The sequence below is a fragment of the Shewanella polaris genome, from assembly GCF_006385555.1.
Lineage (GTDB): Bacteria > Pseudomonadota > Gammaproteobacteria > Enterobacterales > Shewanellaceae > Shewanella > Shewanella polaris.
The window spans coordinates 1,072,553-1,089,757 of record NZ_CP041036.1; the positions used below are offsets into that span (position 1 = coordinate 1,072,553).

14 protein-coding genes are annotated in these 17,205 nt (G+C 40.8%); all 14 read left to right on the top strand.

Features of this window, described 5'->3' with window-relative positions:
- Positions 1–136 precede the first annotated feature (136 nt).
- The 14 genes from FH971_RS04730 to FH971_RS04795 all read left to right on the top strand — a co-directional run bounded on the left by FH971_RS04730 (position 137) and on the right by FH971_RS04795 (position 17,102).
- Positions 137–685 (top strand): cupin domain-containing protein, encoded by a 549-nt coding sequence (locus FH971_RS04730; RefSeq protein WP_137222467.1) that lies wholly within the window; start codon positions 137–139, stop codon positions 683–685.
- A gap of 446 nt (positions 686–1,131) precedes the next feature.
- Positions 1,132–1,896 (top strand): gamma-glutamyl-gamma-aminobutyrate hydrolase family protein, encoded by a 765-nt coding sequence (locus FH971_RS04735; protein WP_137222465.1) that lies wholly within the window; start codon positions 1,132–1,134, stop codon positions 1,894–1,896.
- 2 nt (positions 1,897–1,898) lie between these two features.
- Positions 1,899–3,254: a glutamine synthetase family protein gene (locus FH971_RS04740; protein ID WP_140233548.1), complete on the top strand. Its 1,356-nt coding sequence runs from the start codon at positions 1,899–1,901 to the stop codon at positions 3,252–3,254.
- A 93-nt stretch (positions 3,255–3,347) separates the two neighbouring features.
- Complete coding sequence (locus FH971_RS04745; protein WP_276611790.1) at positions 3,348–4,748, top strand: aspartate aminotransferase family protein; 1,401 nt, start codon at positions 3,348–3,350, stop codon at positions 4,746–4,748.
- Between the two features lie 257 nt (positions 4,749–5,005).
- Positions 5,006–6,106 carry a polyamine ABC transporter substrate-binding protein gene (locus FH971_RS04750; protein WP_137222459.1) on the top strand — a complete coding sequence of 367 codons (1,101 nt, stop codon included), beginning with the start codon at positions 5,006–5,008 and terminating at the stop codon, positions 6,104–6,106.
- 159 nt (positions 6,107–6,265) lie between these two features.
- Positions 6,266–7,402: a polyamine ABC transporter ATP-binding protein gene (gene potA, locus FH971_RS04755; RefSeq protein ID WP_137222455.1), complete on the top strand. Its 1,137-nt coding sequence runs from the start codon at positions 6,266–6,268 to the stop codon at positions 7,400–7,402.
- Positions 7,399–8,298 (top strand): ABC transporter permease subunit, encoded by a 900-nt coding sequence (locus tag FH971_RS04760; protein WP_137222453.1) that lies wholly within the window; start codon positions 7,399–7,401, stop codon positions 8,296–8,298. The genes potA and FH971_RS04760 overlap by 4 nt, the downstream gene beginning before the upstream one ends.
- The gene (locus FH971_RS04765; protein ID WP_137222451.1) at positions 8,295–9,110 is read left to right on the top strand and encodes an ABC transporter permease subunit; all 816 of its coding nucleotides are present in this window, start codon (positions 8,295–8,297) and stop codon (positions 9,108–9,110) included. Before FH971_RS04760 ends, FH971_RS04765 begins: the two co-directional genes overlap by 4 nt.
- Before the next feature lie 185 nt (positions 9,111–9,295).
- Entirely contained in the window at positions 9,296–10,582 is a 1,287-nt protein-coding gene (locus tag FH971_RS04770; RefSeq protein ID WP_140233549.1) for an NAD(P)/FAD-dependent oxidoreductase, read from the top strand.
- Positions 10,583–10,664: 82 nt separating this feature from the next.
- On the top strand, positions 10,665–12,113 hold the full coding sequence (gene gabD, locus FH971_RS04775; protein ID WP_137222447.1) for an NADP-dependent succinate-semialdehyde dehydrogenase: 1,449 nt from the start codon (positions 10,665–10,667) through the stop codon (positions 12,111–12,113).
- 11 nt (positions 12,114–12,124) lie between these two features.
- Positions 12,125–13,399 carry a 4-aminobutyrate--2-oxoglutarate transaminase gene (gene gabT, locus FH971_RS04780; RefSeq protein ID WP_140233550.1) on the top strand — a complete coding sequence of 425 codons (1,275 nt, stop codon included), beginning with the start codon at positions 12,125–12,127 and terminating at the stop codon, positions 13,397–13,399.
- A gap of 260 nt (positions 13,400–13,659) precedes the next feature.
- Positions 13,660–14,319 (top strand): RluA family pseudouridine synthase, encoded by a 660-nt coding sequence (locus tag FH971_RS04785; RefSeq protein WP_140233551.1) that lies wholly within the window; start codon positions 13,660–13,662, stop codon positions 14,317–14,319.
- Positions 14,320–14,418: 99 nt separating this feature from the next.
- A complete protein-coding gene (locus FH971_RS04790; RefSeq protein ID WP_140233552.1) occupies positions 14,419–15,141 on the top strand; it encodes a DUF599 domain-containing protein in 723 nt (240 codons plus the stop codon).
- A 314-nt stretch (positions 15,142–15,455) separates the two neighbouring features.
- Positions 15,456–17,102, top strand: a complete 1,647-nt coding sequence (locus FH971_RS04795; protein ID WP_140233553.1) for a sensor domain-containing diguanylate cyclase — start codon at positions 15,456–15,458, stop codon at positions 17,100–17,102.
- Positions 17,103–17,205 lie beyond the last annotated feature (103 nt).

Here is a 17,205-nt window from a genome sequence, read left to right on the forward strand (position 1 = left end):
CTTATTTAGTGTAAAATACAATTGCTTTGATTTAAGTAAATTATCATGCTCTATTGATACAGATTTTGTTAGAGTGTTAATAATCTGCAACACTTTAACAGCAAGCTATTGGTCAACATTTAGTAGGAGAACGAATTTGGATATTGGTGCAAACCTAAAAGCTATTCGCAAATTGAAAGGCTTATCTCAACGCGAGTTAGCCAAGCGAGCAGGGGTTACCAACAGTACAATTTCAATGATTGAGAAAAACAGTGTTAGCCCATCTGTTAGCTCACTCAAAAAAGTATTGGCCGGGATCCCAATGTCTTTAGTGGATTTCTTCTCAATTGATGATGGCTCTATCGGTGATCAGAAAGTGGTTTATCGTGCCAATGAATTATTGGATATTGGTACTGGCGAGTTAGTGTATAAACTCATTGGTCGTGACTACCCAAATAGAGCAATGTCGGTAATGAGTGAAATATACCCTATTAATGCAGATACTGGTGCTGAAATGCTGCAACATAAGGGCGAGGAAGGCGGTATCATTGTTGCGGGTAAACTTGAACTAACTGTTGGCGAAGAGGAATTTATTTTAGAAGAAGGCGACAGTTATTATTTTAATAGTGAACAGCCTCATCGTTTCCGTAACCCATTTGATGAACCTTGTAAGGTGATGAGTGCAACCACCCCAGCTGATTTTTGATGGTGTATCATTGAATTGGTTCTGCTTACAGCCAATGCTTTTGTTCTGGGGAATAGTGTAAGGTAATCAATAAACTTGGCTATTCCCACTGATTAAATAGCGGATAATGTATTGGTTTTTATCCATTGTCGATTTCATTCCTAGCATATGATTATTCATTTGTGTAAAGAATATTAAGCAATAAATTCCCCTTTTTTGTGCATTGCCCGCCCCATTTTAGCGCATTTTACACTCGGTATTAGTCAATTAACCCCTTAGGTAATTTTTTTAACAATCCTGTCAATTTATAGTTATCAACTTGTTTTAATGATGTTTTATTTTTATTTTCCTAAAAGTTGATTTTATCATTCGTTATCCTCTTGCCTAGCTAAAAAAATGCGTGTAGTGTGTGAAAAAATGAACACGTAAAACAATAAGTTCATCACAATCTTTGCCAAAGGTGAGATATGTCCCAATCAAGTATTCCCCTTATCGGGGTCGTAGCATGCAATCAGCAAATTGGCCTACATCCATTTAATATAGTGGGCGAAAAATATTTGCTTAGCGTGGTTAATGGTGCCAAAGGATTTCCATTGGTTATCCCTTCTTTAGATGTTGAATTACCTACAAAAGATTTGCTTGCTCGCCTTGATGGTATTTTATTTACAGGCTCTCCATCTAACGTTGAGCCTCATCATTACCAAGGTGTGCCAAGTGAAGCTGGTACCCACCACGATCCTAAACGCGATGCCATGACGTTACCGTTAATTAAAGCGGCGATTGAGGCCGGTGTTCCGGTGCTAGGCATTTGTCGCGGTTTTCAAGAAATGAACGTGGTCTATGGTGGCAGTTTGTATCAAAAACTGCATGAAGTTGGCACATTTATTGAACATAGAGAAGATAAGCATGCACCAGTAGATGTGCAATATGGTCTATCGCATCAAGTTAATCTTGTGGCCGGCGGTCTTCTTCACGATGCATGGGGCTGTGACACTGCAGAGGTAAACTCTGTCCATACTCAAGGCGTGGAGCGCCTAGGTGAAGGGTTACAGCCAGAAGCATTCGCTCCGGATGGATTAATCGAAGCATTTTCAGTGAAAAATGCGAAAAGTTTTGCATTAGGTGTTCAGTGGCATCCAGAATGGAAAGTAACCGAAAATGCATTTTATACTGCAATTTTCGAGGCATTCGGACAAGCCTGTAGACAATATGCGGCAACACAAGTGAGATAATAATGGATAAGTTAATTGCTTTTTTAAAAGACAAAAAAATTACCGAAGTTGAATGTGTCATAAGTGATATGACTGGGATTGCGCGTGGCAAAATAGCTCCAGTGGATAAGTTTGTTTCTGAAAAGGGCATGCGTTTACCAGAAAGCGTGTTATTGCAAACCGTTACCGGTGATTTCATCAATGAAGAGATTTATTATCAACTTCTTGATGATGCCGATATCGATTTTGTGTGTGTGCCAGATGAAAATGCCGTTTTCATGTTGCCATGGACTGTTGAAGCTACCGCTCAGGTGATCCACGATTGTTATGATCGTATGGGTAACCCAATTGAATTGTCATCTCGTAACGTGTTGAAGAAAGTACTTAAACTTTATGAAGATAAAGGTTGGGAACCGGTTATTGCGCCAGAAATGGAGTTTTACTTAACCAAACGTTCAGATGATCATGATTTACCGCTTAAACCACCTATTGGTCGCTCTGGTCGCCCAGAAGCAGGACGTCAGTCTTTCTCTATTGACGCTGCTAACGAATACGATCCGTTGTTTGAAGATATGTATGAATGGTGTGAAGTCCAAGGGCTAGATATTGATACTTTGATCCATGAAGATGGTCCTGCGCAAATGGAGATTAACTTCAGTCACGGTAATGCATTGTCATTAGCCGATCAGGTATTTATTTTTAAGCGTACCTTAAGAGAAGCAGCATTAAAGCATGATGTGTGTGCCACCTTTATGGCTAAGCCAGTTACCGACGAGCCTGGTAGCGCAATGCACATTCACCAAAGTGTGCTTGATATTAAAACTGGCAAAAACATTTTCACTAAAGAAGATGGTACTCAAAGTAAATTATTCCTCAGCTATATTGCTGGTTTACAACATTATATTCCTGAGTTATTGCCGTTAATGGCACCCAGTGCTAACTCGTTCCGCCGCTTCTTGCCTGGTACATCTGCACCCGTAAACCTTGAATGGGGTGTTGAAAACCGTACCTGTGGTTTGCGTATCCCTGAGTCATCACCACAAAATCGCCGTATTGAAAACCGTATTCCAGGTGCTGACGCTAACTGCTATCTCGCCATTGCGGCCAGTTTATTGTGTGGTTATATCGGAATGGTTGAGGACTTAAAACCTTCAACACCCGTAACGGGTAAGTCGAACGAAAGCCGTTCTAATAATGAAAACTGCTTACCGTTAACCTTAGAAGAAGCGTTAGCTGCAATGCAAACAAGTGAAGCTTGTATTGAGTATTTAGGCCAGTCGTTTACCACAGGTTTTGTGGCAGTAAAACAAGCTGAGCTTGAAAACTTCCGTCGTGTAGTTAGTTCGTGGGAACGTGAGTTCTTATTATTGACAGTGTAATTATGATTGAGCGTTTTAGCTCGCATGATTAATTTTGTGGATAACAGATAGCAAATACCACAGGGTTTGCTATCTGCTTGAAAGGATATATGTATGACAAACCCATTACCGACGGATGCAATGGATCAACAACAGCATCTTGAGCGTCTGCAAGCCGCAGACAAGCAGCATTTTATCCACCCATTTACCGACTCAAAGGGATTAGCCGAAAAAGGTACTCGGGTGATAGAGCGTGCTGATGGCGTGTATTTGTGGGACATCATGGGCCATAAGTTGCTAGATGCAATGGCGGGTTTGTGGTGTGTAAACGTCGGTTATGGTCGTCAGTCAATTGTTGATGCCGCCAGTAAACAAATGCAGAAACTGCCTTTTTATAATAGTTTCTTCCAATGTTCACATCCACCCGCTATTGAATTGGCGCAAAAAATTGCTTCGTTAGCACCAGCACACATGAACAATGTGTTTTTTACTGGGTCTGGTTCTGAATCAAATGACACCAATTTACGTATGGTGCGACGTTACTGGGATTTAAAAGGCAAACCAAGCAAGAAAACCATCATTAGCCGCGACAATGCTTATCATGGTTCTACCGTTGCAGGTGCGAGTTTAGGCGGAATGTCTGGCATGCATGAACAAGGTGATTTACCTATACCTGGGGTGGTGCATATTGCGCAACCTTATTGGTATGCCGAGGGTAACGGTTTATCTCCAGAAGAATTTGGATTAAAAACGGCGCAGGCACTTGAAGCCAAAATTATTGAGTTAGGTGAAGATAATGTCGCTGCGTTTATTGCAGAGCCGTTTCAAGGGGCGGGTGGGGTGATTATTCCTCCATCGACTTACTGGCCTGAAATTAAACGTATTTTAGCTAAGTACGATATTTTATTCATTCTTGACGAAGTGATCAGCGGCTTTGGTCGTACCGGGAAATGGTTTGCGGCAGAATATTTTGATTTACAGCCTGATTTGATCACTATCGCTAAAGGCATGACCTCTGGTTACGTGCCAATGGGTGGGGTAATTGTGTCAGACAAAGTGGCAGATGTGATTAAACAAGATGGTGGTGAGTTTACCCATGGTTTTACTTATTCAGGTCATCCCGTTGCCGCTGCTGCAGCGTTAGAAAATATTCGTATTATTGAGCAGGAAAACTTAGTTGAACGTGTGGCTAATGATACCTCACCGTATTTACAGTCGCGCTTACAAGAGTTGGCTCAACATCCATTAGTGGGTGAAGTGCGTGGCATTGGTTTAGTGGCCGCCATTGAGTTAGTCAAAGATAAATCTTCTCATCAACGCTTTGACGCCAAAGTTGGTGTGGGAACCTATTGTCGTGATGCGTGTATTGCTCATGGTTTAGTGATGCGTTCAGTTGGCGACACTATGATTATTTCGCCGCCGTTAATCATCAGTCACAGTGAGATAGATGAGTTAGTCACCAAAGCAACACAAGCATTAGATGATACTTATCAATACGTAAAAGGATTGGAATAAGCATTTAGCTACCGAATGCTTATTTAATAGAGTTATTTTTTATCAATGGTATTTAAGCGATCTTATTATCGAAAATGTTGTTGATAAAAACTGCAAAATTATGGGAGCGTATGCCGTTGCTGTAATCATACCGATGCGTAGTAAAGTTGTAGCATTGGATAATTTCTTTCAATAGAAAGAAGATTTACACGCTGGTATAGCTAGCGAAAAAACGAAAGTCAGTACCATTCTGACCATTATCCAAAAAGGGAGACAGTATGAAGCTACTAAACAAACTATCCACATTGGCCCTCATTACAGCGAGTGTGTTGTCAAGCGCTGCTATTCAGGCCGAGGAAGTGGTCAAAATGTACAATTGGTCGGATTATATTGCCGAAGATACTCTCGCCAACTTTGAAAAAGAAACCGGTATTCATGTTATTTATGACGTGTTTGATAGTAATGAAGTGCTCGAAGCTAAATTACTTTCTGGCCACAGCGGCTATGACATTGTGGTGCCGTCAAATCATTTTTTAGCTAAGCAAATTAAAGCCGGTGCTTTTCAAAAGTTAGATCGCGCTAAGTTGACTAATTATGCCAACTTAAAGCCAGATTTAATGAAGCAGTTACAAAAAGCTGACCCTGATAATCAATATGCTATCCCTTATTTATGGGGCACAAACGGCATTGGATACAACATCGACAAAGTTAAAGCGGTATTAGGCGAAGATGCACCTTTTGATTCTTTAGAGCTTATTTTTAATCCTAAATACGCTGAAAAGATTGGAACATGTGGTTTCGCAATGCTTGATTCTGCAGATGATATGTTACCTCAAGCACTGATTTATTTAGGCCTAGACCCTAACAGTAAAAATGCTGCTGATTATGAAAAAGCCGCTGAAGTATTGGAGAAAGTACGTCCGTATATTACTTACTTCCATTCATCACGTTATATTTCTGACTTAGCAAACGGTGACATCTGTGTCGCGTTTGGTTTCTCTGGTGACGTTTTCCAGGCTGCCGCTCGTGCTGATGAAGCCGGTAATGGCAATAAAATTGGCTATTCTATTCCAAAAGAGGGCGCCAACTTATGGTTTGATATGTTAGCGATTCCAAAAGATGCCACTAACGTTGATAACGCCCTTAAACTGATGAATTATTTACTTCGCCCTGAAGTGATTGCTCCTATCAGTAACTATGTTGCTTACGCGAACCCTAACATACCTGCGCAAGCGTTAGTCGATGAAGCCATTCGTAACGATCCAGCCATTTACCCACCACAGTCGGTAATTGATAAGTTGTACATTGGTGATATTCGTCCATTAAAAATTCAACGTGTTGCGACACGTGCTTGGACCAAAGTGAAGTCAGGCCAATAACCTACTCACTCAGACTCAGGGCGGGTTAACTCGCCCTGTTTATTCAGCAGTATTGATGTATTTATTGGCTAATTTAGCCACTTTAACAGATTGTTACGTGTGCCTTAAAACAGGCTGTTCTGTTGCGGTACGCATACTCCAAAAAGGCGGAGCAGTATTATGGTAAACACCTCGGGCGTCACCAATAAACCAACCACAAAGACGCAAGACAAAGTACTGCTTAAGATAGATCGTGTAAGCAAACTTTTCGATGATGTGCGTGCGGTAGACGATGTATCGTTAACCATCAACAGTGGAGAAATATTTGCGCTATTGGGTGGTTCGGGTTCTGGTAAATCAACGTTACTACGCATATTAGCGGGGTTTGAAAAGCCAACCGAAGGACGTATTTTTCTTGATGGTGTCGACATTACTGATATGCCACCGTACGAACGTCCTATTAATATGATGTTTCAATCCTATGCTTTATTCCCACACATGACCGTTGAGCAAAATATTGCTTTCGGACTCAAGCAAGACAAAATGCCTAAGGCTGATATTGCTGCACGCGTAAAAGAAATGCTTAAACTAGTGCACATGGAAAAATACGGCAAACGTAAACCACAACAATTGTCTGGTGGACAACGTCAGCGTGTCGCATTAGCTCGCTCGTTAGCTAAACGACCTAAGCTGTTATTACTCGATGAGCCAATGGGTGCATTAGATAAAAAGCTGCGTACCCAAATGCAGTTAGAAGTAGTCGATATTTTAGAGGCCGTAGGTGTAACGTGTGTGATGGTAACTCATGACCAAGAAGAAGCCATGACCATGGCCGGCCGCATTTCTATTATGCACGAAGGTTGGATTGCTCAAACCGGTAGCCCTATGGATATTTACGAGTCACCAGCCAGCCGCTTGGTGGCAGAATTTATTGGTACGGTTAATTTGTTCGAAGGCGAGATTACTGAAGATGAAGTTGACCACGCCATTATTAAGTCTCCGACCTTATCGCAACCGTTTTATATCGGTCACGGTATTTCAACCAGCCTAGAAAACAAAAATGTATTTTTGGCTTTACGCCCAGAGAAAACCATTATTACTCGCCAGAAGCCAGAAGGTGATTACAACTGGGCCCATGGTGTAGTGCATGATATTGCTTATCTTGGTGGCTTGTCTGTGTATTACATTAAGTTAAAAAACAACCAAATTGTACAATGCTCAATGATTAACCGTGAACGCCGCGCCGACCATCCAACATGGGAAGATGAGGTGTATATCAGTTGGGAAGACAGCAGCGGGGTTGTATTACACTCATGAAGAATCCACTGAAAATAATTAAAGGTCGATATCTCACCATGGGGGTGCCATACCTGTGGTTGTTGATGTTCTTCGCCTTACCGTTTGCCATTGTATTAAAGCTGAGCTTTTCTACTGCGGCCATTGCTATTCCACCTTACGAAGCCACATTTAGCTATATTGATGAATTGCTCAACATTTCACTGAATATGGGTAACTATTTACTGTTACTGCAAGATTCAATGTATTACATGGCATATTTATCATCATTAAAAATGGCGTTAATATCCACAATCGGTTGCTTAATTCTTGGTTTTCCAATGGCATATGCTATTGCTAGAGCGCCAGCACGTTTACAAACGGTATTCCTATTATTGGTGATGCTGCCATCATGGACGTCATTTTTAATTCGTATCTATGCGTGGATGGGCATTTTAAGTAATAACGGTCTAATTAATAACACCTTAATGTGGTTAGGGCTGACGTCTGAACCCATTCAAATGCTCAATACTAATTTTGCCGTATATATTGGGATTATCTACGCTTATTTGCCCTTTATGATCCTGCCGCTATACGCCACCTTAGTTAAATTGGATTTAAGCCTGATTGAGGCTGCATCTGATTTAGGTTCAAGCAGTTTCAATACGTTTTGGAAAATCACCTTACCCTTATCAATGGGCGGCGTGATTGCGGGTTCAATGTTGGTCTTTATTCCTGCTGTTGGTGAGTTTGTTATTCCTGAATTATTGGGCGGACCAGATACATTAATGATCGGTAAAGTGTTATGGCAAGAATTCTTTAATAACCGTGATTGGCCTGTGGCTTCATCATTAGCGATTGTTATGTTGGCATTATTGATTATCCCTATTACGTTATTCCACCGTTATCAATCACGTGGTATGGAGAACGATGTATGAAGAAGCTAAGTTTCTCTAAAGTGATGTTGTGGTTTGGTTTACTGTTTTTGTATGTGCCGATGTTTATTTTGATCATCTATTCGTTTAACGAATCTAAATTAGTCACAGTCTGGGGCGGGTTTTCGCCAAAATGGTACGGTGAACTATTACAAGACGATCAAATATTAGGTGCGGTATGGACCAGTTTACGTATTGCATTCTACAGTGCTTCAATGGCAGTGATTATCGGCACAATGGCTGCGTTTGTGATGACGCGTTTTCGCCGCTCTTGGGCCAAGCTAACCTTGTCTAACATGATCACCGCACCTTTGGTTATGCCTGAGGTTATCACCGGTTTGTCATTGTTATTGTTATTTGTCGAAATGTCAGAGATCTTTGGCTGGCCAGCAGAACGCGGCATGTTAACGGTGTGGATTGCACACTCAACTTTCTGTGCTGCTTATGTAGCGGTGGTGGTGTCGTCAAGGTTACGTGAATTGGACTTATCAATTGAAGAAGCGGCTATGGACTTGGGTGCAACGCGACTAAAAACATTCTTCTTAATCACTGTACCGATGATTTCTCCAGCGTTAATTGCTGGTTGGTTTTTGTCATTTAGTTTGTCTTTAGATGATTTAGTTATTGCCAGCTTTGCTTCCGGACCTGGCGCAACAACCTTGCCTATGGTGGTGTTCTCGTCGGTTCGTTTAGGGGTATCACCTAAAATTAATGCGCTGGCGACTATTATTATCTTAAGTGTGTCTTTGCTGGCGTTCTTGTCATGGTATTTGGCGCGTCGTTCAGAACGAAAAGCCAAAGAGGCAATGGAGTAACAAACAGCACTATGACCGCCAAAAGCCATGCTGTTAAGTGTGGCTTTTTTTTCAATAACGGAGATTTTAGTGTTAAATATATTGTACAAAGTGTAAAAAATTGCACTTTAAATGCTAGTGTTTAAATTTGCTTAAGTGTACGATGAGTCAGTTGTATTTTGTTTTGAAACTATAAAGGAAGCGCTATGTCCGCCACACCTCACGCTAGTTCATATTATGCTGCGTCGGCCAATGATAAAGTCGAACGCCCTCGCTTAGAATCTTCAATAGAAACCGATGTTTGTATCATTGGTGCGGGATATACCGGGCTATCATCAGCGCTGCATTTATTAGAGAGCGGCATGAAAGTGGTTATCTTAGAAGCGGCCCGAATTGGTTGGGGCGCATCGGGTCGTAACGGCGGGCAAATTGTTAACTCATTCAGTCGTGATATCGACAGTATTGAAAAGGTCGTTGGCAAAGAGCAAGGCAAGTTATTTGGGCAAATGGCCTTTGAAGGTGGGCAGATAATTCGTGATCGTATTGCCAAATATAATATCGATTGTGATTTAAAAGATGGTGGTGTTTTTGCAGCACTTAATGCCAAACAAATGGGCCATCTAGCGTCGCAGAAAAAGTTATGGGAAGCCCATGGTCATAACAATCACTTAGAAATGCTTGATCAAGATGGCATACGTAATGTGGTTAATACCGACCTATATGTTGGCGGTTTACTTGATAAAAGCGGCGGCCATATTCATCCCCTAAACCTTGCATTAGGTGAAGCCCGTGCAGTGGAATCGTTAGGTGGTCTGATATTTGAAGATTCAGCGGTGATTAAAGTGGATGATGGTGCATCACCAGTAGTTCACACAGCGCAAGGGCAAGTTAAATGTAAATTTGTGGTGGTGGCTGGTAATGCTTATTTGGGTAAGTTATTGCCTGAGTTACAAGCTAAATCAATGCCTTGTGGTACGCAAGTTATCACAACAGAACCACTGTCAGATGAAATTGCTGCGAGTTTATTGCCGCAAGACTATTGCATTGAAGATTGTAATTATCTGCTGGATTACTACCGTCTATCTGGCGATAAACGCCTTATTTTTGGTGGCGGGGTAGTTTATGGTGCGCGTGATCCGGCCAACGTTGAAGCCTTGATTATGCCTAAGTTATTAAAGACATTCCCACAGTTAAAAGGGATTAAAGTTGATTATGCTTGGACAGGTAACTTTTTAATGACCTTGTCGCGTCTGCCACAAGTGGGCCGTATTGGACACAATATTTATTATTCGCAAGGCTGCAGTGGGCACGGAGTTACCTATACTCATTTAGCAGGCAAATTAATTGCCGAAATGCTCAATGGTCAAGCCACACGTTTTGATGCCTTTGCTGCATTACCACATTATCCATTCCCTGGTGGTCACGCAATGCGTGTACCGTTTAGTGCCATTGGTGCTTGGTATTATACCTTGCGTGATAAGTTCGGGATTTAATATTGAGTGATTGCCGAGTGATCACCTATTTATTGTTAACTGATTATTAAGATAATTATTTTCGAATTACTAGGAGCTTATTGTGATTTTACATGATCCAAGCTTATTGCATGAACAATGTTATATCGATGGCCTGTGGTTGAGTGCAAACAGCGGTGAAACCGTTGCCATATCTAATCCTGCCACCCTAGAACTCATTGGGCATGTGCCTGTTATGGGTGAAGCAGAAACCGACGCTGCCATCACAGCCGCTAATAATGCTTTACCAGCATGGCGAGCACTTACCGCAAAAGAACGTAGCCAGAAATTGCGCCGTTGGTTTGAGTTAATGCATGAAAATGCTGAAGACCTAGCGTTGATGATGACCACAGAACAAGGTAAACCGTTAGCGGAATCAAGGGGTGAAGTCACTTATGCCGCTTCGTTTATCGAGTGGTTTGCTGAAGAAGCGAAACGTATTTATGGTGAAACGATTCCGGGACATCAAGCCGATAAAAGACTGACAGTGATTAAACAACCTGTTGGCGTAACCGCGGCGATAACACCGTGGAATTTCCCGGCAGCAATGATCACCCGTAAAGCAGGTCCTGCACTTGCCGCAGGCTGTACTATGGTGGTTAAACCTGCGCCGCAAACTCCGTTTACCGCATTAGCACTCGCTGAGCTTGCACATCGTGCGGGCATTCCTGCTGGGGTATTTAGTGTGATTACCGGGGACGCGATAGCGATTGGTAATACCCTATGCGCAAGCCCTATTGTGCGTAAGTTATCATTTACCGGATCAACTGCGGTAGGGATTAAGTTGATGGAGCAATGTGCTCCAACACTCAAAAAACTGTCACTTGAGCTAGGTGGTAATGCGCCGTTTATTGTCTTTAATGATGCAGATATTGATGCCGCAGTTGATGGCGCTATGATTGCTAAATATCGAAATGCCGGCCAAACCTGTGTATGCGCCAACCGTATTTATGTGCAATCTGGCGTGTATGAGCAGTTCACGCAAAAGTTCGCAGCTGCGGTTGCTAAACTCAGTGTAGGTAATGGTGTTGATGATGGTGTTACTACTGGGCCATTAATTAATGCCGACGCAGTGGCTAAAGTACAACGTCATTTAGCTGATGCTGTTGCTAAAGGTGCAAGTATCGTCACTGGCGGTAATATTCATAGCTTAGGTGGCTTTTTCTTCGAACCGACTATTTTACGTGACGTTGATAAGTCGATGTTGGTGGCAAGAGAAGAGACATTTGGCCCATTAGCACCATTGTTTAAATTCGACTCGGTAGATGACGTTATCAAACAAGCTAACGATACTGAATTTGGCTTAGCTGCTTACTTTTATGGTCGTGATATTTCACTGGTCTATAAAGTGGCTGAAGCGCTCGAGTACGGAATGGTGGGTGTTAACACTGGATTAATCTCGACTGAAGTGGCTCCTTTTGGTGGCATTAAATCGTCTGGGTTAGGCCGCGAAGGTTCTAAGTTTGGTATCGACGAATACCTAGAAATGAAATATATCTGCATGTCAGTTTAAGAGGGCGGGCTATGACTAAAACAAATGATGGATTAATGGCGCGTCGCCAAGCGGCAGTGGCTCAAGGTGTAGGACAAATTCACCCTATTTTTACTGAACGTGCTGAAAATGCCACAGTATGGGATGTTGAAGGCCGTGAATATATAGATTTTGCGGGTGGTATTGCGGTTCTCAATACGGGTCATTTGCACCCTAAAGTCAAAGCGGCTGTTGCTGCGCAGTTAGATGCATTTTCACATACTTGTTTTATGGTATTGGGTTATGAAAGTTACATCGAAGTGTGCGAAAAACTTAACTATTTGGTACCGGGTGATTTTGCTAAAAAAACGGCTTTATTTACCAGTGGCTCTGAAGCCGTAGAAAACGCGGTAAAAGTGGCCCGTGCTTACACTAAACGTGCAGGCGTTATTGCATTTACTGCAGGCTATCATGGCAGAACGATTGCTGCGCTAGCGTTAACGGGTAAAGTTGCGCCTTACAGTAAAGGCATGGGCTTAATGTCTGCCAATGTTTTTCGAGCTGAATTTCCCTGTGAAATGCATGGTGTATCTGAAGATGACGCCATGGCGTCGATTGAACGTATCTTTAAAAATGATGCTGAGCCTGCTGACATTGCCGCTATTATTTTAGAACCAGTGCAAGGTGAGGGTGGTTTTTACGCTGTGACACCATCATTTATGAAGCGCTTACGTGAGTTATGTGACAATCACGGCATAGTATTAATTGCCGATGAAGTGCAAAGCGGTGCAGGCCGCACAGGAACCTTTTTTGCCATGGAGCAAATGGGGGTTTCGGCAGATATTACCACTTTTGCTAAGTCTATTGCTGGTGGTTTTCCGCTGTCAGGTATTACGGGTAAAGCGGAAATTATGGATGCAGTAACCGCAGGAGGCTTAGGCGGCACTTATGGTGGTAGTCCTATTGCCTGTGCTGCGGCATTAGCAGTGATTGAAGTGTTTGAAGAAGAGCAATTATTGGCTAGAGCTAATGATGTAGGTAATCGGCTTAAGTCGGCATTAACCAATATGCAGGCTAAGTATTCACAAATTGCTGATGTTCGTGGCTTAGGTGCGATGATTGCCATTGAATTGATGGAAGATGGTGAACCTGCTCCACAATACAGCGGTAAAATTTTAGCCGAAGCTCGTAACCGTGGTCTCATTTTATTGTCTTGTGGCACATACGGTAACGTCATTCGCGTGTTGGTACCTTTAACGGCACCAGATGAACAAATTGATGCTGGTCTTGCGATAATGGATGCTACATTTCAAACGGTGTTTAAATAGTTAGTCTATTTTTGATGTGAGTTAATAAAATCCCGCTGTTAGTGGGATTTTTTTTTAGCATTAATTCTTATCTCGACTATTCGCTTTCCCTTAGCGTTGCGATTTATAATACCGCTTAGCTGAATTAGTTCGTCAGCAGCATTTACAGCTTGGACGTTTTAGTACTTAAGTTTCTAAAAATAGTATTTACACCATTCAAAGGTGGCTAAAGTGCCATCTTTACCATTATGATCGTGGCTTACATTGAATAACAAAATATTATGACTGAATTTATTGCGCCACCCTGTGATGGGGTTATTGAAGTGTTATATCAAGACGAACATTTATTGTTGATCAATAAGCCGACAGGATTATTGAGCCTTTCGGGGAAAAATCCATTAAACAAGGACTCGGTACACTATCGTTTAGTACAAGACTTTCCCACAGCTACGTTAGTACACCGATTGGATTTTGGTACCTCTGGCATCATGCTTGTGGCGTTAAACAAAGTGGTTAATGGACTATTAACGAAACAGTTTCAGCAGCGCACTGTTAGCAAAAAATATACTGCTGTGTTGCATGGTGACTTAATTAACGACCTCGGTGATATTGAGTTGCCGATAGCTAAAGATAGTGAGCATTTTCCACTAATGAAAATTTGCCACAGCACTGGCAAACCTGCATTAAGTCAATATCAAGTGATTAGCCGTCACCCACAAAGACTATGTACTCGAGTGTGTTTTACCCCTACTACAGGTAGAACTCACCAGTTACGGTTACATAGCCAGCAAATTGGTCATCCAATATTAGGTTGTGATTTATACCGTAATGAAAATTCGCAGCAGATGTCAGATAGACTAATGCTACATGCTACTGTTTTATCATTTACTCATCCTTTAACAGAACAACGAATTGATTTTGTGTGTTCAAGTCCGTTTTAACTTGTTAAATATTTGACTATTAAAGTGACAAACTGATTTGAGTATGATGAAAACTGATGCATAATCAATCCTCTATTAATTTTTTATAGGTTCATCCGTATGTTGATTTCTTGGTTGGATGCTCTAGCTTTAAGCATATTTTTAGGCAGTTGGATAGGATATACCAGTTTTGCACGTCGTAAAGCCAAAAATACCAATTGCATCGCCCGCGTAATGCATCAACAACGTATTCATTGGATGTCTCAAGTTATAACTAAAGAAGTCCGTGTTGGAGATGCGGCTTTATTGGGCAATTTAGAACGTAATATTGCTTTTTTTGCCTCAAGTACATTGCTGGTACTTGCCGGGGTGTTAACACTTTTCTCTCAAGTTGAAAAACTTGAAACCGTTATAGGTTCTATTCCTTATACTGCATCGCCTAATCATGCCTTGATACAGGTTAAACTCGCTCTTTTGGCGAGTATTTTTGTGCTGGCTTTTTTCCAATTTACTTGGTCTATGCGTCAATATGGTTTTGTGAATATTATGATTGGTGCGGTGCCGTTAGACAAAACTGGAACCGATGAAACTGCTTTAGGCTACGCAAGGCAAGTCGCTGTGGTGCAAGACCAAGCTGCACATTCTTATAATTATGGCCTCCGCTCATACTATTACTCTATGGCTGCATTGTGTTGGTTTATGCATCCGGGAATGCTTATTTTTTCCAGCTTATTTGTCGTGTACACCCTGTATCAGCGTGAATTTAATTCTAAGGCAGTAGTGGCTATTACGGCTGCACAAGCCTATTTAGAAAATAATCCTTCTTATGTACGTCGGGATTAAGTTATGACAATGTTTCAATGCAATATTTTCGTATATCTACTTAATATCATGCAAGGTTTAATAAACGGATAGTATTTTGATTGTGCTCAATGGAGCAATCATCATCGCGAATTAATAACAGTAAAAATCAATAAAATGGCGTTGTATATTGGTAGGTTTTAGTCTGAATGTAAATAGCCAAAAAACCTTGTAAATAGTGACGACTGGATTTTTGTAGGTGCTTGATACATTGGTTTATTTGGTTTATTTGGTTTATTTGGTTTAATAGTTTTTAGATATTGTTATTTATCAACTGGGTATGTTCGAGAGGTGGTATGTTTAATAGTATTAAGGCCAAAGTGATTACTCTCTATTCTTTAGTGATGATTGCTTTTACATCTATACTTTTGCTTACCATGTTTATCAATGAGCGTGATCGTGTACTGGATTTAGAACTAGAAAAATCTACCGAAATTTCAAAGATGCATGCAAATCTTCTCAGTCAAGAGTTTGCTCAATATGTTGTCATGTTAAAAATGCTGAGCAATAATCCTCAGATAGAATTAGGTAATAAACTGACTATTGCTCGCTTACTTCAACGATTAATGACAATCGGTAACGGTAATTTCATTAATGCTGTTTATATCGATAAAGACTTGAACCTGATTGATGCTCTAGGTAACACCAATAAAGTCACTCACCCTACATTTTTACGTGGTCAACAATGGCAAGGTAAAGAATATAACATAACAGTACCTATCTACAGTCGGTTTGAAAAAACACCAGTGATAATGGTGGCTGTACCTATTTTAGATGAACAAAAAAAATGGATTGGAACTCTTGCAGTTGCAGTGCCGCTTACTGTTATTTCGAATAAATTGTCTTCAATTAAACTCGCAAAAGAGAGTTACGCTTGGTTAACTGACTCAAACGGCTTAATGGTTTCACATCCAAATAAAAGTTTTATCATGAAGAATAAACTTTCAATGACGGAAAATGTTAACTATCCCGGTTTTTATAAAATCGTTAGGCAAACTAAGTTACAAAATGATGGTTATGGTCGTTATAGAGATGCCCAATTAAATGAGTCAAAAATAGTCACATTCTCTAAAATTGATTATTTACCTGGCTGGACTTTGTTTGTGACAACCAAAGAGTCTGAGATTTTTCACAATAGTTATGCAATTATGTACAATGTATTGATTATTGCTATTGTCTTAATGCTGGTGTTTTTATTACTCATTACTCATCTAGCAAATAGGATAACAAAACCAATTGTTCAATTGACTAAAGGTGTAAAAGAATCGGTAAATAACAAAAGCAGTTATCTAAAAATCATTGATTCAAATGATGAAATCGGTCAGCTTTCTCAAGCTTTTCACGATAGTCTTCAAAAAATACATTCTCACACCACTCATTTAGAACAAATGGTAAATCACCGCACAGAAGAAGTTACCGCTAAAAATTTACTACTCAGTCAACAGAACGACAAACTTGAAGAGCTTGCATCTAAAGATCCGCTAACTCGGCTTTATAATCGTCGTGCTTTTAGCACCCTAGTGGATAAAGAAATATCTCGGGCTAAAAGACATGATTTATCGTTAACTCTTGTAATATTAGACATTGATCATTTTAAAAGAATTAATGACATGTTCGGTCATAATGTCGGTGATGATATTTTGTGTCATTTTGCTCACGAATTGTCTGCAAATATGCGTAAAGAAAATCTCATTTGTCGCTGGGGAGGAGAAGAGTTTGTCATTTTGATACCTGAAGCCACTTCTGATTCAGTGTTTAAGTACATCGATCAAATGCGTAATAAAATATCTCTGATGAACTTTGCGCCTGTCGACCGATTAACTTTTAGTGCTGGGATGGCAACTCTTGGCGCAGATGAATCTTTCAAAGAGTGGTTCCAAAGAGCGGATCGCGCCTTGTATACCGCCAAAGGTTCAGGCAGAAACTGTATTGTAGTGGATTAAATAATTCGCGAGAAAGCTAAGAAAAATACAAGAGCAAGGTTTAAATCAATAACCTTGGTTTTAACTTAAGTTGAATGGCTGGTTATAAGCGAATCATTTAAGT